Annotated in this window: 20 protein-coding genes; 6 read left to right on the top strand and 14 right to left on the bottom strand. The window is 70.5% G+C overall.

All coding sequences use genetic code 11. From position 1 onward, the window contains the following. Window positions 1–5 precede the first annotated feature (5 nt). Entirely contained in the window at window positions 6–716 is a 711-nt protein-coding gene (locus tag ACVTJA_RS04905) for a GNAT family N-acetyltransferase (RefSeq protein WP_465834201.1), read from the bottom strand. A gap of 36 nt (window positions 717–752) precedes the next feature. Further along, window positions 753–1,694: a LysR family transcriptional regulator gene (locus ACVTJA_RS04910; protein WP_465834203.1), complete on the bottom strand. Its 942-nt coding sequence runs from the start codon at window positions 1,692–1,694 to the stop codon at window positions 753–755. 67 nt (window positions 1,695–1,761) lie between these two features. On the opposite strand from ACVTJA_RS04910, the gene ACVTJA_RS04915 reads away from it, so the two are divergent. Then, window positions 1,762–3,015 (top strand): serine hydrolase domain-containing protein, encoded by a 1,254-nt coding sequence (locus tag ACVTJA_RS04915; RefSeq protein ID WP_465834205.1) that lies wholly within the window; start codon window positions 1,762–1,764, stop codon window positions 3,013–3,015. Window positions 3,016–3,095: 80 nt separating this feature from the next. Then, window positions 3,096–3,707 carry a hypothetical protein gene (locus ACVTJA_RS04920; protein WP_465834207.1) on the top strand — a complete coding sequence of 204 codons (612 nt, stop codon included), beginning with the start codon at window positions 3,096–3,098 and terminating at the stop codon, window positions 3,705–3,707. Window positions 3,708–3,715: 8 nt separating this feature from the next. On the opposite strand, the gene ACVTJA_RS04925 is transcribed toward ACVTJA_RS04920, so the two are convergent. The 3 genes from ACVTJA_RS04925 to ACVTJA_RS04935 form a co-directional block, all read right to left on the bottom strand. Beyond that, window positions 3,716–4,354 (bottom strand): GDSL-type esterase/lipase family protein, encoded by a 639-nt coding sequence (locus ACVTJA_RS04925; RefSeq protein WP_465840313.1) that lies wholly within the window; start codon window positions 4,352–4,354, stop codon window positions 3,716–3,718. Between the two features lie 171 nt (window positions 4,355–4,525). Then, window positions 4,526–5,623, bottom strand: a complete 1,098-nt coding sequence (locus ACVTJA_RS04930) for a phosphotransferase family protein (RefSeq protein ID WP_465834209.1) — start codon at window positions 5,621–5,623, stop codon at window positions 4,526–4,528. Between the two features lie 5 nt (window positions 5,624–5,628). Further along, complete coding sequence (locus ACVTJA_RS04935; protein ID WP_465834210.1) at window positions 5,629–6,255, bottom strand: phenylalanine--tRNA ligase beta subunit-related protein; 627 nt, start codon at window positions 6,253–6,255, stop codon at window positions 5,629–5,631. 211 nt (window positions 6,256–6,466) lie between these two features. Between ACVTJA_RS04935 and ACVTJA_RS04940 the strand changes: the two genes are divergently transcribed. Both ACVTJA_RS04940 and ACVTJA_RS04945 read left to right on the top strand, forming a co-directional pair. Continuing rightward, window positions 6,467–7,183, top strand: a complete 717-nt coding sequence (locus tag ACVTJA_RS04940) for a hypothetical protein (protein ID WP_465834212.1) — start codon at window positions 6,467–6,469, stop codon at window positions 7,181–7,183. A 149-nt stretch (window positions 7,184–7,332) separates the two neighbouring features. Then, window positions 7,333–8,955, top strand: a complete 1,623-nt coding sequence (locus ACVTJA_RS04945) for an ABC-F family ATP-binding cassette domain-containing protein (RefSeq protein ID WP_465834214.1) — start codon at window positions 7,333–7,335, stop codon at window positions 8,953–8,955. 62 nt (window positions 8,956–9,017) lie between these two features. Here ACVTJA_RS04945 and ACVTJA_RS04950 read toward each other — a convergent pair whose 3' ends face one another. From ACVTJA_RS04950 to ACVTJA_RS04975, 6 genes are all read right to left on the bottom strand, one after another. Then, window positions 9,018–12,293: a hypothetical protein gene (locus ACVTJA_RS04950; RefSeq protein WP_465834216.1), complete on the bottom strand. Its 3,276-nt coding sequence runs from the start codon at window positions 12,291–12,293 to the stop codon at window positions 9,018–9,020. 187 nt (window positions 12,294–12,480) lie between these two features. Continuing rightward, window positions 12,481–13,221: a PH domain-containing protein gene (locus ACVTJA_RS04955; RefSeq protein ID WP_465834217.1), complete on the bottom strand. Its 741-nt coding sequence runs from the start codon at window positions 13,219–13,221 to the stop codon at window positions 12,481–12,483. Beyond that, window positions 13,214–13,807 carry a PH domain-containing protein gene (locus ACVTJA_RS04960; protein WP_465834219.1) on the bottom strand — a complete coding sequence of 198 codons (594 nt, stop codon included), beginning with the start codon at window positions 13,805–13,807 and terminating at the stop codon, window positions 13,214–13,216. Before ACVTJA_RS04960 ends, ACVTJA_RS04955 begins: the two co-directional genes overlap by 8 nt. A gap of 119 nt (window positions 13,808–13,926) precedes the next feature. Then, on the bottom strand, window positions 13,927–15,366 hold the full coding sequence (locus ACVTJA_RS04965) for an aldehyde dehydrogenase family protein (RefSeq protein WP_465834221.1): 1,440 nt from the start codon (window positions 15,364–15,366) through the stop codon (window positions 13,927–13,929). A gap of 61 nt (window positions 15,367–15,427) precedes the next feature. Continuing rightward, entirely contained in the window at window positions 15,428–16,882 is a 1,455-nt protein-coding gene (locus ACVTJA_RS04970) for an aldehyde dehydrogenase family protein (RefSeq protein WP_465834223.1), read from the bottom strand. Window positions 16,883–16,935: 53 nt separating this feature from the next. Then, window positions 16,936–17,616 carry a TetR/AcrR family transcriptional regulator gene (locus tag ACVTJA_RS04975; RefSeq protein WP_465834224.1) on the bottom strand — a complete coding sequence of 227 codons (681 nt, stop codon included), beginning with the start codon at window positions 17,614–17,616 and terminating at the stop codon, window positions 16,936–16,938. Window positions 17,617–17,736: 120 nt separating this feature from the next. On the opposite strand from ACVTJA_RS04975, the gene ACVTJA_RS04980 reads away from it, so the two are divergent. Both ACVTJA_RS04980 and ACVTJA_RS04985 read left to right on the top strand, forming a co-directional pair. Beyond that, on the top strand, window positions 17,737–18,354 hold the full coding sequence (locus tag ACVTJA_RS04980; RefSeq protein ID WP_465834226.1) for a phospholipase D-like domain-containing protein: 618 nt from the start codon (window positions 17,737–17,739) through the stop codon (window positions 18,352–18,354). Window positions 18,355–18,432: 78 nt separating this feature from the next. Next, a complete protein-coding gene (locus tag ACVTJA_RS04985; protein ID WP_465834228.1) occupies window positions 18,433–19,752 on the top strand; it encodes a sensor histidine kinase in 1,320 nt (439 codons plus the stop codon). 12 nt (window positions 19,753–19,764) lie between these two features. On the opposite strand, the gene ACVTJA_RS04990 is transcribed toward ACVTJA_RS04985, so the two are convergent. From ACVTJA_RS04990 to ACVTJA_RS05000, 3 genes are all read right to left on the bottom strand, one after another. Beyond that, window positions 19,765–20,508, bottom strand: coding sequence for a helix-turn-helix transcriptional regulator (locus tag ACVTJA_RS04990; RefSeq protein WP_465834229.1), 744 nt, complete (start codon window positions 20,506–20,508; stop codon window positions 19,765–19,767). A gap of 80 nt (window positions 20,509–20,588) precedes the next feature. Beyond that, window positions 20,589–21,491 carry a fatty acid desaturase family protein gene (locus ACVTJA_RS04995; RefSeq protein WP_465834231.1) on the bottom strand — a complete coding sequence of 301 codons (903 nt, stop codon included), beginning with the start codon at window positions 21,489–21,491 and terminating at the stop codon, window positions 20,589–20,591. Between the two features lie 203 nt (window positions 21,492–21,694). Then, window positions 21,695–22,063 (bottom strand): helix-turn-helix transcriptional regulator, encoded by a 369-nt coding sequence (locus tag ACVTJA_RS05000; protein ID WP_465834233.1) that lies wholly within the window; start codon window positions 22,061–22,063, stop codon window positions 21,695–21,697. Between the last annotated feature and the right edge of the window lie 220 nt (window positions 22,064–22,283).

Below are 22,283 nucleotides of genomic sequence, written 5' to 3' on the forward strand. Positions count from 1 at the left end.
CGGCGTTATCGCTCGCTGCCCTCGCGGAAGAGGGAAGCCACCCGGGCCACCGGGGTGAAGCCGAGCCGGGCGGCGAGCTGAAGCGACGCGGTGTTGGACTCGAAGGCGGCCCACACCGTGCGCTTGCCCCGGGTGCGCATGTGCTCGATGAGCGCGTGCGCCGCCGCCGCCGCGTACCCTCGCCGCCTCCACGCCTCCACCGTGTCGATGGACATGTCCCACCACGTCTCCGTCTGGCTGCCGGCGTAGCTGAAGGACACCGGAAGGCCGTCGGCGAAGGCGACGCCAAGGGGAGATGAGCTGGATGCATGCGCGAGCTCTTCCGCGAGGTCCTCCGGCAGGTGGCTCAGGTCCAGCGAGTCGAGCGTGTCGAGCAGCCGCGCCTCACCCTGGATGACCGGAGGCGGAGGCGGTGGGCCCTGTTGGACGAGGACCACGACCGGCTCCAAGTCCCAGCCCGGCACGGGGCCGAGGGCCCGCGCGTCCTCGGCGGACAGCACCACCTCCGTCCCGGGAGCCAGCCGCTCCAGGAACGCGAGGAGCTGGGGCCTGGGCGGCTGGCCCACCACGCAGGCCTCTCCGTCATCGTTCAGCAGGGCGGAGCGACCATCGCTCCACTCAATGGCGCTGACACCACCGCTCAGCAGCGCGCCGCGCGGCCAGACGTGTTCGGGCACATCGGGAATGCGAGCCAGCAGGGGCGTGGGGTCGAACATGCGCGCAGTCTACTTCGCCGCGCGGTGGGCCGATGTTCAGCGCGGGTTCAGCTCCGCCGCGCGCAGCTCCAGTTCGCGCACCGCGAAGTCCATGAACGCGCGCATGCGCGGCGTCTTCCGCATGTCCTGATGGACGCCCAGGCGGACCGTGAGCACAGGGCCGGGGCGCGGCGTCTCGATGCGCCGGAGCGTCAGTCGCTTGTCCACGAGCACACGGGGCAGGGCGGCCACCGCCTCGCCCGACTCGGCGGCCGCGAGCTGCGACCAGATGCTGTTGGTGCGCAGGATGGACCGAGCGTTGGGTGCGATGTCCCGCAACCAGTCCGTCAGCGGAGCCCGGGGCGGCGTCTCGTGCAGCACGACGAAGCGCTGCCCGGCGCAGCCCGAGCCGAAGTCCGGAAGCCCGTGCTGTTCCAGGTACGTCGGCGAGGCGTACAGGCCATATGCCACCTCGGCGACCTTGCGCTCGATGACGTCCTCCTGGTCGAAGATGCCGGGGCGGAAGGCGATGTCTGCCTCGCGGCGTGACAGGTTGTATCGCCGCCCGTCATTGACGAGCGTGAGGCTCACCATCGGATGCCGCCCGCCGAACCTGGCCATGATGGGCGCAATCACGTGGTCCCCGAGCCAGTCCAGGCTCGTCACGGTGATGCTGCCCTGAAGCCCGGTGTCGCGCCCCGCGAGCCGCCGCTCCACCGTGAGCGCGCCTTCCTCCATCCGGTTCATTCCCTCGATGAGGGCCGTGCACAGCGCAGTCGGCGTAAGCCCGTTCTTCGCGCGCTCGAACAGCTTCGCTCCCGTGCGTCGCTCGAACGCGTCGAGTCTCCGGCTGACCGTCGGCTGTGTCGTCCCCAGGGCCCGCGCGGCGGCGCTCAGCGAGCCATGCCTCGCCACCGCGAGCGCGATTCTCAAGTCATCCCAGTCCACGATGCTCCCCGTCGCCTCATACGGATTCGTATAGGCACCCTTCGGAATCATGGGCTGCCGGGCACGGAGGCGCCACGTACATCGTGAGCGTCGTCGTCACCGTTGAAAGGAGCACCCCATGAAAACCTCCATCCTCGCCGCCCTCCTGGTGGTCCTCAGCTTCGGATTCGCCCACGCCGCCCCGCCTGAAGGGCCGCGAGTCGACTCCGCCGTCGACCGCGCCACCCCTCCAACTGACGCGGCCCTCCAGGCGCGAGTGGACTCCGCCATCGACCGGGCCATCGCGGAGAAGCGCATCGTCGGCACCGTCGTCATCGTCGCGAAGGACGGCAAGGTCGTGTACCAGCGCGCCGCTGGGCTCGCCGACCGCGAGGCGAAGAAGCCCATGCGCCAGGACGCGCTGTTCCGCCTCGCCTCCCTGACGAAGGCGATGACGTCCGTCGCCGCGCTGAAGCTCGTCGAGCAGGGGAAGCTCAATCTCGAAGACCCGGTGACGAAGTGGATTCCCACCTTCCGGCCGAAGCTGCCGGACGGCACCGAGCCCGTCATCACCGTGCGCCATCTCCTGACGCACACGGCGGGCCTCACGTACGACTTCATGGAGCCGACGGACGGGCCGTACCACAAGGCCCGCGTGTCCAACGGGCTCGACCAGCCCGGCCTGTCCATGGAGGAGAACCTGCGCCGCCTCGCCTCGGCGCCGCTGAGCTACGAGCCCGGCAAGCGCTGGGGCTACTCGATGGCCACGGACGTGCTCGGTGAGGTGGTGGCCCGAGCGGGTGGGGCGCCGCTGCCCGTCGTCATCGAGAAGCTCATCACCCGTCCGCTGGGCATGACGGACACGGGGTTCCGCGTGAAGGACGTGGCGCGGCTGACGACGCCGTACGCGGACGGGAAGCCGGAGCCGGTGCGCATCGGCGAGTCGCTCTTCGTGCCCAACCCGGTGAGCGGCGTCACCTTCGTTCCGGGCCGTGTCTTCGACACGCGCTCCTTCGCTTCTGGAGGTGGCGGCATGGTGGGCACGGCGGCGGACTACCTGAAGCTGCTGGAGGCGCTGCGCACGGGCGGGGCGTCGGTGTTGAAGGCGGACACCGTGGCGAAGTTGACCACGGACCAGGTCGGCCCCGAGGCGGCGAGCGCGGGTCCGGGCTGGGGCTTCGGGCTGGGCGTGGGCGTGCTGGTGGACCCGGCGAAGGCGAAGAGCCCGCAGTCGGTGGGGACGTTCCACTGGATGGGCGCGTACGGCCACAACTGGTTCGTGGACCCGAAGCAGGGGCTGACGGTGATTGTCCTCACCAACACCACCTTCGAAGGGATGTGGGGCGGCTTCCCCCGTGCCGTCCGCGACGCGGTCTACGACGCGGGCCACTGAAGCAGGTTGCCCTTCGTGACGCGGTCTACGACGCTGGCCACTGAGCAGGCTCCAGCGTGGAGCCCTTCGCGGAGGCCCTGATGCGACGTGCCGGTTGGGTGGTGGCGATGCTGTGGAGCGGCGCACTCACGGCGCGGGCCGCCGAGCCGGAAGCCACCGATTGTGACTTCCGGCTGGAGTGCCAGCTCGGAGCCCATGCGTTCTCGGTGGGCTTCGACTCCGAATCGGGAGAATGCCCCGAGGACGACATGAGCGTCTTCGTGGAGACCTCGGCCGGGAAGAATCAGGTTTCACTGAAGAAGGACTGGTACAGCGTCGACTCGAACATCGCGGATGGGACGGCCATCTGCTGGCTCGCCGGAAGCACGAGGCCCAACAGTGGAGTCACCGCCTTCGCGGTGGATGACCGTCGCGCGCTGCTGTTCTTCACGGAGGACGAGCGCCCCGGCTACGGCTGGGTGGGCGTGGTCCTCATCGACGCGGCGACGGGGAAGGTGCTCGACGTGAAGCCTCGGCTCGGGCAGTCGAAGGAGAGCCTGGTGGCCGTCTTGAAGACGCCGCGCGGGTTCAAGCTCCAGTTGATTCGCGAGTACCTGACGGTGGTGAAGTGCGACTGCTCCGCCGCGTTCGCGGATGACTGGATGGGCGTTGACGTGGTCAACGGGAAGATTCGAGCGCGCTGGATGCGGTGAACCGGACGTCAGTGTGCCGGCGGCAGCCACCCGGCGCGGCGCATGGCTCCAAGCGTGAGCTCGGCGAGTCGCTGATAGCCGGCGGCGCTCGGATGGAAGGCATCCGAGGAGAGCCACTCATCATGCTCGGCCAGCTCGCGTGAGGCGGTCATCAGGTCCACCACGAGGACGCGCGGACCGAAGGCGCGGGCCGTCTCGTCGATGGCCGCGTTCCATGCGCTGACCTGCTCCCGCAGCTTCGCGCGCATCTCGGCCGTGACGTGGAAGCCGGCGAGCGTGGCGAGGTCTGGGACGTTGAGCAGCGCGACCCGCGCCTCCGTCTCATGCATGAGCTGTTCGAGCACGTCCTGAAGCGACTGCTGATAGTCCGGTAGTGGCACGGGGCGGAGCGCGTCATTCACCGACAGCCACATCGTCACGAGCGTGGGCTGGAACTCGATGAGGCGACGTAGCTCGGAATCCCGCGCTTCATCGAGGGTGAGGCCACTGCGCGCGAAGCGCTCATACACCGTGTCCCGAGGGAGCGCGGCGTGAATGCACGCGGTCCAGTTCTCGCGCGTGGGCGACCCGCTTCCCACGCCGACGGTGTCGGCGGCACCCAGGGCGGCGTAGCGAATGGGAGTGCTCAGGGCCACGGAGGCACGCATCGCTTCCACATGAGGAGCGTCCTTTCGCGAGCGCGGGTATCGGGAGCGTGCAGTGGCGAGCCGTGGAACGAACGTTCCTTCCGCGAGCAGCCGGCCGGGCCCCGGCCCTCCTGCCTTGTTCGAGCCCACGTGGTGACGGCACCCAGTGCGTCGAAGCTTGGGGACATGGCATCACCTGAAGGCAGGCCAGGTGAACGAAGGCGTGTCGGGCCACCGCTCCACGAGCCGCGACTCCAGCGACGCCAGTGTGCGCGACAACGCGGGCACGGGATTCTGCGGCTCCAATACGGCCCGGCACCGAGCGAGGTGCCGCAGCAGCGCCGCGCGCTCGGAGAAGCCCGGGGCCCACTCGCGGTCCCTCTCCAGCGCCTTCGGTGGAATCCACTGGAACAGGTTCACCGTCCGCGCGGCGACCATGATGGCGCGGGCCCGGAACCACGAGGAATCCACCTGCGCCGCGTCGCACCCCTGGGCGCACGCAATCCGGTACGCCAGCTCCGCGCGGAAGATGAGCTCGTCCGGCAGCGGCACCGTGAGCAGCCACATCAGGCAGTCGTAGAGCGCACTGCGCATGCCGCAGTACTCGAAGTCGAGCAGCCGAGCGCCGTTCGGCGTGAAGAGGGCGTTGCCCGGCGCCATGTCCCCATGAGTCAGGGCGAGGAACGGCCCCGGGTCTGCCAGCTCGCGCGCGAGCACCTCCAGGTCCTCATGCGTCCCCGGCGCCTCCCTCGCGCCCACGGCCGTCACCCAGCGGCTCAGTCGGTCCGCGTGGTCCAACAGGTAGCGCGCGTTGTCGATGCGCACGCGCGAGGGCCGGGGGCTCAGCGTGTGACGGATGAGGTCGAAGTCGGCCTGCACGCCCTGGGTGCGCGCGTGCATCTGCCCCGTGACGCGCGCCACCGTGAGCAGCCCGCTGGTGGCCGCGCGCGGGTCATCGCCGTTGAAGAGGTCCTCCAGGCTGGGGCCGGTGCCCATGTCCGCGAGCACGAACAGCCGCGTGGCCACATCCCCGGCGATGAGCCCCGGCGCGGTGGTGAGGTTCAACCGGCCGAGCAACTCCAGCCCCGTCCACTCGTCCAGCCCGAGCACCGGGTCGTCCCGGAAGTGCTTGAGGACGATGGTGGCCATGTCCCCGCCGCGCACGGAGGCGCGCACGACGTCGCAGCGGGACTCGGTGCGCAGGACCTGGGGCTGGGACAGCAGCACGGGCCGTCCCCACGCCGCGGAGAGGGCCCTCGCGCCGTCCGCGAGGAGCAATTCCAGGTCCATCGTGCTCAGGGCAGCCGCTCCACGGTGGCGCCCGCGCGCTCCAGCAGCTCGCGGTACCACGCGAAGGCGCGCGCCGTGCGGTCCCCCAGCCCCTTCGAGCCCCACAGCACGGTGAGGGTGCGGCGGGTGTCCGCGTTCGTCTTCGTCCGCTGCGCGTCCTTCACCGCGTTGGCGCACGGCCCTTCCGCGTCGAAGAGGCACAAGAGCCCCTCCAGGTCGATGGTCTGCCCGGACGCGTTGAACACGTACTGAGACCCGGCGGGAGCAATGCCGATGCGGAAGGGCGCGCGGGCGCGGTCCAGGTCCACGACGCTGATGGGCAGCCCGCTGTGCAGCGACACGGCGTTGCACGCATCCACGGCGAGGTTGATGGAACCGAGCGAGCCGTCGCCGGAGGCGCGTACGAGGTACTCGGAGGCGGGCTTGCCGCGCCCCGTGGGCTTGTAGCCGCCGTGGCGGAGCATGTCGCGCACCGTGCCTCGCACGGTGTCATCGCTGGAGAGAGGCGCGGTGGCGCCGGGCTTGAGCAGGGCCACCAGCCACTCCGGCGAGGGCTGCGAGCCCAGCGGCGAAGGGAACGTGGTGGTGAAGGCCAGGGTGTCCAGGGACGGATGCGGGTCGACGGTCAGCACGGCGGGGACTCTACGTCACACGCCGGGCCCCGCGCGCCACGCCACGTGGAGGCGCTCGGGGAAGTGTACGGCGGCCGTCAGGACGGCTCGGAGAGGCCGAAGGCGTGGCTCGGGAAGGCGCCGAGCCCACCGTGCCGACGTCATCAAGCCGCGTGACGGGAGTCTCGGGATGGCACTAGAAGTGCGGGCCTCCCACCTGGAGAAGACACCCATGAACGCGCTCGTCCTCGTCCTGCCGCTGGCCCTCCACGCCGCGCCCAAGCCTGACGCCCCGGTCTCCGCCTACATCACCGCGACCTGCGCGGCGGAGCAGGGGACGCAGCTGGATGCAGACGCCGAGCCCACCACGGCCGACATGCGCAACGCGGAGGATGCCCGCGTCGCCTGCACGAAGAAGGCGATGGAGAAGGAGCTGGACGCCTTCCTGCTGCCGCTGAAGGAGAAGGACCGCGCGGCCTTCAAGACGTGGATGGCCCTCCAGGCCGACTACAACAAGTGGTCCAAGACGAGCTGTGACCTCTACGAGCGGAGCTCGGGGAACGACGGCAGCATGGCCGGCTTCGCGGAGATGGCCTGTGCGCAGCGGGCCCGTGGCCACCGGGCCTGGTTCGCGAAGCAGCTCGCCTCGGGCGACCTCAAGCCGTTCTGGGCCGTGGTGGAGGCGATGCAGTCCGAGGGGAAGGAGATGGCCCTGGGGACGGCGAAGCAGCTCGCGGAGGCCAGGGCGTCCAAGGCCACCGACAGCGACTCCGACAACGTGCTCCTCTCCATGGAGCCGAAGGAGCTGAAGGACTACGAGGCGAAGGTGAAGGAGACGAACGCCGCCGTGGAGAAGCTCGCCGCGGGCCACTGCAAGGTGCTGCCCGGCGCGCCCGCGGACTGCTCGGCGAAGCTGGCCGCCTACTTCCACGCCGTGGGCGGAATGTAGGCCCGTAGCCCCTGCCTCCCACCGGAGGCCCGTCCGCCCGCCTGCCCCGGGAAAGAGAACCCGCCTCCGGGCGGTTCGGAATGCTCTCCCCGGGGCGCCCTCCATGATAAGGGCGCCGCACCCGCCTTCCCGGGCCCCTTCGCACGCACATGATTCGTCTCGACAACATCGGCAAGCAGAATGGCCAGCAGATCCTCTTCATCGAGGCCTCCGCGGCCCTCCACAAGGGCGAGAAGGTGGGCCTCGTCGGCCCCAACGGCGCCGGCAAGACGACGCTGTTCCGGATGATTACCGGCCAGGAGCATCCGGACGAGGGCCAGGTCGCCGTCGACCGGGGCGTCACCATCGGCTACTTCAGCCAGGACGTGGGTGAGATGCAGGGCCGCAGCGCCGCCTCCGAGGTCATGGACGGCGCGGGCCCGGTCAGCACCGTGGCCGCCGAGCTCAAGGCGCTCGAGGCCGCCATGGGCGACCCGGACCAGGCGGACAACATGGAGAAGCTCGTCGAGCGCTACGGCGTGGTGCAGGGGCGCTTCGAGGAGCTGGGCGGCTACGCGCTGGAGGGCCGCGCGCGGGAAATCCTCGCGGGCCTCGGCTTCAGCCAGGAGATGATGGACGGCGACGTGGGCGCGCTGTCGGGCGGTTGGAAGATGCGAGTGGCCCTGGCCCGCATCCTCCTGATGCGTCCGGACGCGATGCTCCTCGACGAGCCCAGCAACCACCTGGACCTGGAGAGCCTCATCTGGCTGGAGGAGTTCCTCAAGAACTACGAGGGCGCGCTCCTGATGACCTCGCACGACCGCGAGTTCATGAACCGCATCGTCACCAAGGTGGTGGAAATCGATGGCGGCTCGCTGACGACGTACTCGGGCAACTACGAGTTCTACGAGCAGCAGCGCGCGCAGAACGAGAAGCAGCAGCAGGCGCAGTTCGAGCGCCAGCAGGCGATGCTCGCGAAGGAAATCAAGTTCATCGAGCGCTTCAAGGCCCGCGCCTCGCACGCCGCGCAGGTGCAGAGCCGCGTGAAGAAGCTGGAGAAGATTGAGCGCGTGGAGCCGCCCAAGCGCCGCCAGACGGTGCTCTTCGAGTTCCAGCCCGCGCCGCGCTCCGGCGAGGACGTGGTGAGCCTGAAGAATGTCTCCAAGGGCTACGGCAAGCGGACCATCTACGACGGGCTGGACTTCCTCGTGCGCCGCACGGAGCGCTGGGCGGTCATGGGCGTCAACGGCGCGGGCAAGTCCACGCTGCTGAAGCTGGTGACGGGCTCCACGCAGCCGGATGACGGCACGGTGGCCCTGGGTGGCAGCGTGAAGATGGGCTACTTCGCGCAGCACGCCATGGACCTGCTGGACGGCGAGCGCACGGTGTTCCAGTCGCTGGAGGACGCGTTCCCCCGCGCGGGCCAGGGCTCGCTGCGCGCGCTGGCGGGCTGCTTCGGCTTCTCCGGCGACGAGGTGGAGAAGAAGTGCCGCGTGCTGTCCGGTGGAGAGAAGGCGCGACTGGTCATGGCGAAGATGCTCTTCGACCCGCCGAACTTCCTCGTGCTGGACGAGCCCACCAACCACCTGGACATGGCGACGAAGGAGATGCTCATCACCGCGCTGTCGCGGTACGAGGGCACCATGCTGTTCGTCTCGCACGACCGGCACTTCCTCGGCGCGCTGTCCAACCGCGTGCTGGAGCTGACGCCCGAGGGCATCCACCAGTACGGCGGCGGCTACACCGAGTACGTGGCGCGCACCGGCCACGAGGCTCCCGGCCTGCGGAGCTGAGACGCTTCACGGCGGACGTGCGGCGAGGGCTTGTGAGTCAGCCCCGCCGCGCGTGAGCCCACTCAGGGCAGCTTGCCGTCGAAGAGGATGGTGATGCCGATGATGCCGTCGGCGCCCACCGAGCCGACGATGGGCTCCTCCTGATGCGAGGGGCTCAGGCCGAACGAGGCGAGGCCGAGCTGGTTTTCAATCGGCGCGGCCACCTCGACGGTGATGTCGAAGGGACGGTCTCCCAGCAGTTGCTTCACCTGGTCCCGGGTCATCTGCACGGTGCGCCCGGTGGCGTCCTTGACGGTGATGGGCGGGCCTCCCGTCGCCGCCTGCTGCGCGCGGAGCAGCTCGAACTGCGGCGCCGTGAAGTACTCCGCTCGCGTCGGCGGCTGGGCGTTGCGCGCCACGAACTTCGTGAAGTCCACCCACGACACGTCACCCTGTGAGTTGACGGGCGTGCCGCGCGCCCAGGACTCGGCGAGCTTCGGGTTGCGCGTGAGCATCACCACGTCCTCGCCCACCGTACTCCCGCCCGACTCCCGGACGCCGGTCCAGAAGCGCTGGAAGAAGGGCTCGGCCTCGATGTCGCCCACCGCCTTGCGGCCCTCGCGCACCGAGCGCGGGTGCAGGCCGCTGGCGAGGATGTTGTCCAGGTCGCCGATGCCGATGTCGCGCATGCCGCGGAAGCCGTGCACGCGCGAGCCCGCCGCGCCCGCGCCGAAGCGGGGCATGGGGACGAAGAGGCCCACCCCGTCCACGACGATGTTGTTCGGGCGCGCCCGCGTGTCCACGCCGGGCAGGTCCATCAGGCGGCTCATCCCGAAGGACGTGGCGAAGCCCAGCCCGCCCTGGATGACCGTGTTCGTCAGGTGCTTGCGGTCCCCGCTGAAGATGCCCTCCAGCGCTCCGGGCGTGCCCAGCACGTAGGCGCCCATGTTGCCCAGGCCGTCCACGGTGGCGCCGCGCACCGCCGCGCTCATGGCGCTCTGGCCGCGCGCCGCGGCGATGGCCGACATGCGCAGGCCGAAGTACGTCGTGAGGCCGTCCACCGCGCCGCCGGCCACCGCGTTGGCCCAGTTCACCTGGCCATTCGTGTCGTACTGGCTGCTGGCGTTGAGGGTGGTGCTGACGATGCTGGTGCTCAGGCCCGCCGCGCCCGCCTGGAGCGTGGCGGTGCCGAAGGTGATGCCGCCCAGCGTGAGCGTGGCGCCCGCGGGCACCGCCGCCGCCGCGAGGATGGGCACGGCCACCGAGGTCACCAGCCCCACGCCGGCGATGATGGCGCGGCGGCGGCCCTGCACCTCCTCGCCCATGGCGGCGATGGCATCGCCGTAGCGGGGGAGGCTGGCGCGGAAGACGGCGTCCTGCGCGCTGCCCGCCGCCATCGCCTGGGCGATGTACGCCGGGTCCTTCGAGTTGCGCACGAGCCCCGCCAGCCGCGTCAGGCTGTCCGCGTTGAGGTTGGCGTACTCGTCGAGGCGCGACTTCGTGATGGGGCTGCCGCCGTTGAGGACGTTGATGGCGGCCTCGGTGAAGGGGCTCGCGCCGTAGCGCCGCAGCGACGGGTCGGCGAGGTCCTTGGAGTGCTTCGCCAGGTCATCCAGATAGTTCGCCGCCTGCGCGGGCGTGAGCTTGCCGGACTGCACGGCCTGCGCGACGGTGCCGGCGTACAGCGGGCTGCCGAGCGCGGCCACGGCGGGGTGGCGCGCCAGCACGTCTCCGCCGGGCAACTGCACCTGCGCCTCGGGGGCGATGAGTGGCATGCCGTCCGCGCCCGAGGGCACCCGGCCGGGGCCGAAGCCGCCGGTGAGGCCCTGCGTCATGCCCTGCAGCTGCGTATAGGCCACCGCCGTGGCGACGTTGCCGCCGTGGTGGTCGACGAGCGCCGAGTCGAGCTTCGCGTTGTCGAGGAACGACGCCAGCAGGCCGCTGCGCTGCTCCGGGGAGGCGCTCTGGAGGAGCCCGCCGATGTGCTCGTTGCGCAGCAGCGCGCCCATGCGCGCGGACTCGGTGCGCGCCAGCGTCGTGTCGCCGAGCGCGCTCGCCGCGCCCAGGCCCTTGCCGAGCGCCTCGCGGAAGCCCGCGTTGCCCAGGGGCTGCGCGCCGGCCTGCTTGGCGACGGCGAAGAAGAAGCTCGCCTGCGTGCCGTTGGGCACGCCCGGCTTCACGGGCAGCGCGGAGGCCACGTTCATGAAGGACTTCAACGCTTCCGTGCGCGTGCCGCTGTTGAGGAACAGCGGGTCGTTGAAGTCCTTCGCGTTGATGCCCAGGGACGCGACGAAGCCGTCCATGCCACGCGGACCCACCGCGTCCAGCACCGCCTGCGCGGCCTGGGGCGTCGTCGCGGACTGCATGGCCCAGGAGGCAAGCTCTCCCGTGTGCACGCCGCGCCGGGCGAGCGCCGGGTCCACCGCGGCCTTCGCCAGCGCGCCGGACATCTCCGGCGTGAAGCCGCCCGCGGCCTCGGACAGCCGGTACATGGTGGCGGTGAAGGCGGTGAGGTCCTCACCGGACGTACGCGTGGGCGCGTACCGCGACGCGATGGCCGTGGTGAGCGCGGCGAGCGCCTGCGGGTTCTGCTCGCCGGAGTCCAGCCAGAAGGCGTCCTGGTCGTGGATGATGGCGCCGATGTCCCGGGCGGTGGGGTACTCCGGCAGCTTCCGGACGGCCTCGTCGAGGGCGGCCTGCTGCTGCGCGGTGAGGGCGCGGCCGGTGGGGCGCGGCGGGTCCGCCAGCAGCATGCCCTGCACGGCGGTGGGGATGCGCGCGGCGTCGAGCGCCTGCTGCCGCTCGGGCGAGCCCGCGGGCGTACCCAGCACGCGGTGCATGGCGGTGCCGCTGGTGGTGTGGGCAATCGCGTAGTGCCCCTCGGCGTTGAACTCCTTGAAGCTGGCGTAGCTGCGGCCGGTGGACGGGTCGAAGATGGACTCGCCCTGGCGGATGACGGCGTGGCCGGTGGTGCCCTCGGCGCCCGGACGCGTGTCACTGAGGAGGAGCACCTCGCTGCGCGCACGCAGTTGCGGCGTCGCCAGGTCCAACCAGTCACCCACGGCGTCGAGGCAGTTGCGCTGCGTGTCCTGCGTGTCCTCGGTGAGCAGCGTGGTGGCGGGAGCAGTGGAGTTGGCGGCGGGCGCCACGACACCATCCGCGGCGAGCTGCGGGCCGCGCACGCGCTGCGAGTCACCGGAGTCGATGGACAGCGTGTCGGCGCGGAAGAGGTCGGTGCGCTCCGGCTTCGCTGGCTGCTTCGGTGCCAGCTTCACCTCGGGCTTCGGCTTGGGAGGAGGCGGCGGAGGAGGTGGTGGTGGCGGTGGTGGTGCCGGCGGGTCGCGGTTGATGGTGCTCATGGATGTCCCCCTCTGGACGGCGGCGCCACCGTGGAGTGCGCACCGCTCGTGTGAGTGTATCGGCGCTACATGTCTCTGGGTTGCGTGCCCGGGGCGCGTGGCGCCTATGCACAAGCACGTGACGTGTATCCGTGCCAGGGAGAGCGGGAGTTCCTTGTCTGGCTCCCGTTCCGCTCCGGGGGACGGCTCAAGGCTCGCGGCGTGGCAGCGCCTGCCGGAGGGCGCGCATCTCCGTGAGCAACTCCCTCGCGGCGTCGAGCGCGGCGGGCGAGGTGGAGGCGGGCACGGTGGCCGCGGGCTGCGGCTCGCCCAGTCCCGAGTCCCGGTGCATGCGCACGCGCGCGAGGATGACGTCGCGAATCTCCGCCGGGTTGTTCATGCCGCGGAAGTACGCCTCGTGCATGCGCTCACCGTGGCCGTCCTTGCCGGACCCCGCGCCTCGCGAGCCACCGCCCGCCGTCTCCACCTTCACGTCGGAGATACCGAACAGGCGCTGGAGGGGGTTCTGCTGGATGGAGACCTGCTGGATGTTGGCGAAGGTCATCGTCTTCTCCTGGATGGAGACGAGCCCCTCGCGCAGGCGCAGGCTGCGGTCGGAGAGGATGTACCAGCAGAACGCGTAGTCGATGCGCGCGATGACGAAGCCCACGGGGAGCTGCGCGAGGAAGCCCAGCACCGCGAGCCCCTCCATGACGTATCCGATGACGTACGACGCTGGGTGGTTGATGCGCTCGACGACGGAGGCGAGGAAGAGCGCGCCGAAGAGCAGACCCGCGACGAGGCCCAACTGTCGCACCGCCCAGAGGCACAGGCGGTAGTTGCGGTACGCGAGGGCCGCGCGGAAGACGCGCACGTCGCCCTCGGGGAGACGGGGCGGGGGAGGCACCTTCAAGAGGCGCAGGAGCCACGCATGGGGTTGCTCAGCCATCCGTCTTCTCCGGCGCCGAGGGCGTGGACGTGTTGCCCAGCCCCAGCCGCAGCGCGCGCACCTCGGCGGCGACCTCGCGGAGCGTGGAGGCGAGGGCGTCCTCGGTGGGGGCGGAAGCGTCGCTCGCGGCTGTGGGCAGGGTGCGGTCCCTCGCGCCCTGCATCTTCGTGTAGAGGAAGTCGCGCATGGCCTCGAAGGCCTGGAGGCCCTCGATGGTGATTTCCGCCGCCGAGTTGCCGCTCGCCGTCTGCACCTGGACCTTCGCCAGCCCGAGCCAGCGCTCGACGAGGTTGCTGGACAGGTGGATGTCCTGGATGCGCGCGTAGGTGAGGGACACCTCGCGCCGGAAGAGGATGCCCCAGCGGACGGTGATGCCCTCGGCGTCGAGCTCGTAGCGCAGCGTCTGGAAGCGGAAGTACTGAATCAGCAGGAGGATGGGGAAGCCCGGCCCCGCGAGGAACGACGTGAGCACGTAGTACGTGAGCAGGTTCCGGTGCGGGCGCAGCACGGCGGGGAGCCGCGACAGCAGCGCCACCTCGGCGGTGGCGTCCGTCGAGAGCGGCGAGGATGCATGCGAGTCAGTCATGTGCGGCCCACCTGGAGGACTCCCGCGAGAGGGTCCGCCCGGATGTTACGCACCGGAGCGGACTCCATTGCAGGGTATCCAAGTAGGCCCAAGCCCGCGCGAAAGTGAACGCAGTGGGCCTACTCGAACAACCGGCTCGCCAGCCGGGCCAGCTTCTGCGCCTTGCCGGTGTACGGCGGGAAGAACAGGTGCGCCAGCGACGTGCGCCCCTGCCGAAGCACGGCGCGCTCGTGGCTGAACGTCCGGAAGCCCGTCTCGCCGTGGTACGCGCCGATGCCGCTTTGCCCCACGCCGCCGAAGGGCAGGTTGGGATTCGCGTTGTGCAGCACCACCGTGTTGATGCACGTGCCGCCCGCGCTCGTCTCGCGCAAGAGCCGCTCCACCGTCGCGTCGTCCTGGCTGAACACGTAGAGCGCCAGCGGCTTGCCGCCCGCGCGCACGTGCGACACCACCTCGTCCAGCGACTCGTACCGGAGCACCGGCAGCACCGGTCCGAAAATCTCCTCGTCCATGACGGGCGCGTCCGGCGTCACGTCCGCCAGCAGCGTGGGCGCGATGTAGCGCGTCTCCGCGTCCACCACGCCGCCCGTCACCACCCGCGCGCCCTGCGCCACCGAGCGGTCCATCAACCCGCGCACCCGCTTGAAGGCCCCGTCATCCACCATGCGGCAGAAGTCCTGGCACGCGCGCCGCGCCTCCTCGGACTTGCCGTAGAAGCGCTCCAGCGCGTCCTTCATCGCCGCCAGCAGCGCCTCCTCCTTCGACGCATGCACCCAGACGTGGTCCGGGGCGATGCACGTCTGCCCCGCGTTGAGGAACTTCCCCCACACCACGCGCTCGGCCGTCGCCTCGATGTCCGCCGTCGTGTCCACCACCACCGGTGACTTGCCGCCCAGCTCCAGCGTCACGCCCGCCAGGTGCTTCGCCGCCGCCTCCATCACCCGCCGGCCCACGCGTGGCCCGCCCGTGTAGAAGAAGTGGTCGAACGGCAGCCGCAGGAGTGCCTCGCCCACCTCGGGGCCGCCCTCCACCACCGCCACCTCGTCGTCGGGGAACGCGTCGCGCAGCAGCGAGGAGAGGAAGCGCGCCGTGTGGGGCGTCTTCTCGCTCGGCTTGCACAGCACGGTGTTGCCCGCCGCCACCGCGGCCACCAGCGGGGACACCAGCAGGTTGAAGGGGTAGTTCCACGGGGCCACGATGAGCACCACGCCCCTGGCCTCGTACTGCACATGGCTCGACGTGCCGGTGAGCATCAGCGGCGTCGTCACCTTGCGCGGCTTCATCCACGCCTTGAGGTGCTTCTGCGCGTGCGCCAACTCCTGGAGCACGGGCATCACCTCGGTGGCCTCCACCTCGGCGCGGGGCTTGCGGAAGTCCGCGTGGATGGCGTCCGCCAGCGCTTCCCGCCGCGCGATGATGAGGTCCCTGAGCTTGTCCAGCCGGGCGAGCCGCTCCTTCGCACTCCTCCTCGCCACGTCCCAGCGGCGCGCCTGGAGGCGGTCGAACGCCTCTCGCACGCCCTCCGGCATCCGCTCTTCCGCCAGCTTCACCACGTGCATGGACCGGCGCTCCTTCCGGCGGTGTCCCTTTCGAGAACACCGCCCGAACCGGCTGTCTTGCCTACTCCATCAGCCGGGTAGCGCGGGAGGCCATTTCCTGGACCTTCCCTCGATACGGCGGGAAGAACACCGAAGCGAGCGACTTCATCCATTGAACCGTCACGGCCCGCTCGTGGCTGAAGGTCCGGAAGCCGTAGACGCCGTGGTAGTGCCCCAGGCCACTCATTCCCACCCCGCCGAAGGGCAGGTTCGGGTTGGCCACGTGGATGAGGACGTTGTTCACCACCGCGCCGCCGGACGTGGTGTTGCGGAACACGTCTTCAATCGCCCGCTTGTCCTGGCTGAAGATGTAGAGCGCCAGGGGCTTTCCGCCCGCCTGCACGTGCGCGTAGATTTCTTCGCGCTTCTGGTAGGTCATCACCGGCAGCACCGGCCCGAAGATTTCGCCCTCCATGATGGGCATGTCCGCCTTCACGCCCGACAGCACGGTGGGCGCGATGTAGCGCGAGGGCCCGTCCGCCGCCCCGCCCACCTCCAGCTTCGCCCCCACGGCCACCGAGCGGTCGACCAGGTCCTTCACGCGCCGCCACGCCACGGGGTCCACGAGGCGCGTGAAGTCCGGGCTCGCCTGACGCTCCGTCTCGGTGCCGCCGTAGAAGCGGGTGATGACGGCCTTCAGCGTGTCCAGGAACTCGCGCTCGCGCGAGGCGTGCACGAAGGCGTAGTCCGGCGCCACGCACGTCTGGCCGCCGTTGATGAACTTGCCCCAGGCGATGCGCTCCGCGGCGGCGGTGAGGTCCGCCGTCTCGTCGATGATGACGGGCGACTTGCCGCCCAGCTCCAGCGTCACGCTGGAGAGGTGCTTCGCCGCCGCCTCCATCACCTTGCGGCCGATGCGCGGGTTGCCGGTGAAGAAGATGTGGTCGAAGGGCAGCTCCAGCAGCGCCTCGGCGGTCTCCGCGCCGCCCTCGAACAGGGCCACTTCATTCTCCGGGAACACGGCCTTCACCAGCGACGCGAGGAAGCGCGAGGTGTTCGGCGTCTTCTCGCTGGGCTTGCAGATGACGGTGTTGCCCGCGGCGATGGCGGCGATGAGCGGCGCCATCAGGAGCTGGAACGGGTAGTTCCACGGCGCCAGGATGAGCACCACGCCGCGCGCCTCGTAGCGCACGTGGCTGGACGAGCCCGCGAGCAAGAGCGGCGTCCCCACGCGCGTGGGCTTCATCCACGACTTGAGGTGCTTCACCGTGTGGTTCAGCTCCTCCAGCGTGGGGTGTACCTCCGTCAGCTCCACCTCCATGGCGGGCTTGCGGAAGTCGCGGTGGATGGCGTCCGCCAGCTCGTCGCGCCGGGAGACAATCGCCTCGCGCAGCTTCTTCAGGCGGGCGATGCGCTCCGCGGCGGTGGTGCGCGACATGGGCCACCGATTGGCCTGCTGGGCCTCGAAGACGGAGCGGATGCGCTCGACCAGGGCGGAGGGCTTCGTGTCGATGGGGGAGGGGACGGCTTCAAGCATGGGCGCGCTCCTGGAAGTGTGGCGAGAGGGGTGTGTGGGACCGCGAAAGGGCTTCAGCGGGACTCGAGCCCGCGAAGCAGGGTGGTGAGGGCGGCCGTCAGCTCGCCGGTGAAGTCCACGCGCAGCGGGGCCAGGTGCGGCTCGGCGAGCAGCTCGCGCGCCACCGGCGCCACGTCCGCCATCTGCCGCAGCCCCGTCACCAGCGCGTGCAGGTGGATGAGGAAGCGCGGGCCGTCTCCCTCTTTCAGGAAGGGCAGCCGCTGCTCCACCCGGGCCCCGGTGCTCAGCAATGCGCCCAACAGCCGCTCCTTGAACGGCCGCAACTGCTCCGCGGTGACGTTCTGCTCCAGCACCGTCTGGAGCATGGCCAACAGGCGCGTCAGCGGCTCCTCGCCCTCCAGCGACTCGGCCACCGTGCGCGCCATCCGCGCGCCCGTCCACCGTCCCTCGCCGTGCTCCAGGAGCCCGTGCAGCCGCGCGAACCACGCGAAGAGCAAGTCTTCCAGCAGCGCCAGGAAGAGCGCCTCCTTGGTGGGGAAGTAGAGGAACACCGTCCCCTTCGCGAGCTTCGAGCGCTCCGCCACGTCCGCCATCTTCACGTCCGCGTACGAGGTGGACCGGTACAGCGCCAGCGCCTCGTCCAGGATGAGCCGCCGGCGCGCCTCCTTGTCCTCGTCCTTCCGCGCCCGCTGGGGCACGGCCCGCTTCGCCTTCGCCGCCGTGTTGCTGACCATGAGTCAGCTATAGGGTGACCCCGGGTCAGCCGTCAAGTGACTCACGGTCATCTGTTGGCTTCCGACGGAGCCGGCCCGCGATTGGCTGCGGGGTGGGTGGAGGTGAGAGACTGTGTCCACATGCGTCCGATTGAAGCCGAGCTGCTGTCCGGCAGCGCGCTGTACCGCGAGGTGGTGCTGGAGAAGCTGCTCCACGCGCGCGAGTCGGTGTGGATGGCCACGGCCAACGTGAAGGCGATGTTCGTGGAGCACAAAGGCGGCTTCGTCCCGCTGGTGGAGGTGCTGGACGGGCTGGCCGCGCGCGGCGTGGCGCTACGGCTGTTGCACGCGGAACTGCCGAGCCGTCCGTTCCGCGAGGCCTTCGACGCGAAGGCGCGGCTGGTGGCGGGAGGACTGGGGCTCAAGGTGTGCCCGCGGGTGCACTTCAAGGCCGTGGTGGTGGACGGCGCGTGGGCGTACCTGGGAAGTGCCAACCTCACCGGCGCGGGGCTGGGCGCCAAGGCCGACACGGCGCGCAACTTCGAGCTGGGCTTCGTCACCGAGGACTTCGATGTCATCGACCGCGTGACAGCGCTCTACGAGGCCGTGTGGAGCGGCGCCGAGTGCCGCACGTGCCGGCTGCGCGCGGTCTGTCCGGACCCCATCCTTCCCGCCGACAAGCGCGTGACGCGCGAGCGCGGGGCCGCGAAGCTGGGCAAGGCGCGCCGCCTGAAGCGCCACATGTCGAAGAGTCGCTGAAGCTGCCGCGCAGGCCGTGGCCCCGGGTTGTCTTCCGGAGTCTCCTCCGGCCTGTCCCCGCCACCAGGACCTCCGCTCTTGCGCAAGGACGCCTCCTCCAAGCTGGACGCCTACCTGCGGCTGCGGCGCCGCAACCTCCTCTTGTGCGCGGCGGTGCTGACGCTGGCCGGAGTCACGCACCCGCTGACGCTCGGCCGGGTGATTCCGGAGGTGCTCGCCGTCCACGCGGCGTGGGGCGCCATCTTCGTCGTGCTGGGCTTCGCGGTGGGCGGGCGGTGGCTGCCGTCGCAGGTGACGGGCGGGCTCGCGGCGCTGGTGGCCCTGGGCGCGCTGATGCTCGACATCCACTTCACCGGAGGGCTCGCCAGTCCCTTCTTCCCGGGCCTGTACGCGGTGCCGCTCATCGTCGCCGTCTTCACGCCGGGGCACCGGCAGCCCACGCTGGTGGCCTGCGCGCTGACGCTGGTGGCGCTGCTGGTGATGTGCGCGTGGGCCGGAGCGACGCCCCAGGCGACGTTGGCGCAGGTGTTCTCCTTCGCCTTCGTCGCGTGGGTGTCCGCGTACGGCGGGAGGACGTTCCGCCGCCTGCGCGACGCGGAGCGCGAGGCGGACCGCGAGCGCGTGGAGGCGCTGCAACGGCTGGCGGAGAGCGAGCGCCTGCGCGCCCAGGGCGAGCGCAACCGCGCGGAGATGGAGCGGCTGGCGGTGGTGGGCAAGCTGGCCGCGGGCGTGGCGCACGAGGTGAACAACCCGCTGGCCTTCGTGAAGTCCAACCTGGGCTTCCTGGAGGAGGAGCTGGCCGAGCCCGCGCCGGACGTGGAGGAATTGCGGCGCGTGCTGGAGGAGACGCGGCAGGGCGTGCAGCGCATCCAGCAGATTGTCGCGGACCTGCGCCGCTTCTCGCGCGACGCGGTGGACAGCGACGAGCGCTGCGCGGTGGGCGACGCGGTGGACGAGGCCCGGCGGCTCGCCTCGGTGCGGCTGCGCAGCCTGGGCGAGGTGGTGGTGGAGGTGGCCCCGGAGCTGCGCCCGGTGCGCATCAGCCAGCGTCACCTGGTGCAGGTGCTGGTGAACCTGCTGCTCAACGCGGCGGACGCGGTGGACACGGCGGAGCCCCGGCGCGCGGCGCGCATCGTGATGCGGGCCTCGGCCACGGAGGCGGGCGTGCGCCTGGACGTGGAGGACAACGGCCCGGGCATCCCCGAGTCCGTGCTGCCGCGCCTCTTCGAGCCCTTCTTCACCACCAAGCCCCCGGGCAAGGGCACCGGGCTGGGGCTGGCGCTGTGCCGCGAGTACGTGGCGCGCGCCGGAGGCACGCTGGCGGCGGAGAACCTCGCGGAGGGCGGAGCGCGCTTCACGCTGTGCCTGCCCGCGGCGCAGGGGACGGCGGCGGCCTGAGCGTGCCCCGGGCTACGGAGACTTGGACGCCTCGTCCTCTTCGGCCTGGGCGCCCTCCGCCACCTCCACCTCGGGCGCGGGCGTCTTGCCCTGCTGCATGTCGCGCCACGCGCTGGGCGACGCGCCCACCATCTTCCGGAACAGGCTGCTGAAGTGCTGGAGCGACGCGCAGCCCACCTCCACCGCCACGGCGGTGAGCTTCATGTCCGTCTCCAGGAGCAGCGCCTGTGCCATGCGCACCTGCACCGCGTTCAGCTCCGCCTGGAAGGACGTGCCCACCTCGCGCAGCCGCCGCTGCAGCGTCCGCTCGGACATGCCCATCTCCCGGGCCACGTCCGCCAGGTTCACGTCCGGGAGCTTGCCCTTCATCACCTGGTGCAGCTCGCGCAGGAGCGGCGACTGGCCGGTGGCCTGGGACACCAGGTTGTTCAGCTCGGCCAGCAGCGGCGTCGCCACCGCCTCCGGCTGGCCCAGCCACTCCAGCGCCTGATTCGGGTCGCTGAAGGCGCGGCTGGGGTACGCCCCGGACAGGAGCGTGTAGAAGCCGCCCACCACCGCGCCGACGACGCCCTCCGGACGCACCAGGGCCTGCTTCAGCACGGACGTGCCGAAGGCCTTCTCGCGCGGCTGCATGTACCTCACCAGCACCGCGAAGGCGGACGGGTCCGCCGCCTCCAGCCGGCGCGCGTCCACCAGCGAGGCATGGGGCTTCGCCGGCGCCAGCTCCACGTCCAGCACCTGGACGAGCCGCCGCACCTGGGACTCTCCAGGACGCCCCCAGAGAACGAAGCCGCACAGGTCCGCCGAGGCGTACCAGTGCAGGAAACCCTCCCCGACTAGGTAACGGCCGAGGGGGTCCCGGAGGTAATCGTCGAGTCCGTCTGCGGATCGCACGGCTCCGCAGAATAGCGCTTTACGATTCGGGCCACCCAGAACGGATTAATGGGTGAAAGCGGTGTGATGAGCGCTGGACGGACCAGGGCCGAGGCGGCGAGCTCCCGGGTGGCCTCCGGCAGCGCGAACCAGGGCATCTGCGGCTTCAGGTGGTGCGCCTGGTGGTAGCCCGCGTTGAAGAAGAAGAGGTTGTAAAAACGTGATGTGGACGTATTGCCCAGCGCGTCACGCTGGCTGGCATCCGTCTCGAAGTGGGCAGCGAGGTTCAGCCAGAGGATGCACACCTGTCCCACCAGCAGCACGCCCCACCACGCCAGGCCCAGCGCCGGCCGCCAGAGGACGAGCGCCAGCAGCGTGCCGTCCACGAAGAGGAAGTCCAGCACCAGCTCCAGCCGCTGGTTGCGCTTCTGGGCGAACCGCCACACCTGGCCCACCGTCTCGAAGGGCCAGAACCAGGGCGTCAGCGCGGAGCGCAGGCAGTAGCGGATGGCCCCCTCACCCGGGCGCCGCTGGCCCCAGTCGCCCGGGCCGTCGTTGTACTTGTGGTGGTTGAAATGGTGGATGTAGTAGCCGCGGTAGGGGAAGCCGCAGGCCATGCCCAGCGTCCGCGACACCACCCAGTGCGCCAGCTTCGGGCGGGCCGTGGACACGTGCATGTGGTTGTGCAGGACGGCGTAGTTCCAGAACAGCACCATCCAGCCCAGCACGCACATTCCCAGGCGCCCGGCGAGGCCCAGCGCGTCCCAACTCAGGATGAAGGACGGGAACCAGACCCACCACAGCGCGTGGACCGCGAGCTGCGGTAGGTCGAAGGTGGGGGGCGGCGGGAGGGGGCGGCGAGTCATGAAGACTCTCAGTACGCCTGCCCGCGCCACGCCGCTTCACTCCACGCGCCAAGCGCTTGCACAAAGGCGAAATCCTCGCGGGCGCTCCCCCTCTGTCGACTCGGCCTGGGTTCCCCCCGCCCCGGGCCGAGTCCAATCCGGCTCCCTCTCTTCCGCGTGTGTTGGAAGAGAGGGAAGACGTGTCATCCGTGGGATGTCACACGTCAGTTCTCGAGTGCGTGCGCCACCTGTCCGAGGAGCCGCAGGCGCGGCGCATCGAGCTTGCGCACGGTGCGCAGGAGGCGGCGCACCTCGGGACGCTCGCGGTACTCCGGCGGATCCTCCGCCAGCGTGGGCGCGCCTTCCACGCCCGCGGCTCCGGCCATGCCAAGCAGCACGTCCGAAGAGCAGTTGAGCACCAGGCACAGCTTCCTGAGGGTGCGGACGCTGGGCAGCATGTGGCCGCGCTCGAGGCGGCCGTACACTTCCGTGGCGATGCCGACGCGCTCGGCCACGTCGGCCTGGGTCAGCTCCAGCCGCTGCCGCGCCGCGCGGACCGCGTTTCCAATGATGGTTGCCAGTCGTTGTTCCATGGCGTGCGGAAACCTGTCGAAAAGAGGGCTTCACCCCCCGCTTTCGAGCGGAGAGACACCGGGGAGAAGTGACTGCCGTTGGCTGCCTCGTGGAACACAGACTACGAGTCGGGTCTGACATTCCGGCGCATCCGGGAAGGCGTGTCGCAGCGTCCGGAATCGGGCGTGTTTCCCGCCCGGCGAGGACACTCCGCTCGCGCGGCGGAAACGGGCGCGGAGG

The organism is Pyxidicoccus sp. M6, from assembly GCF_055568925.1.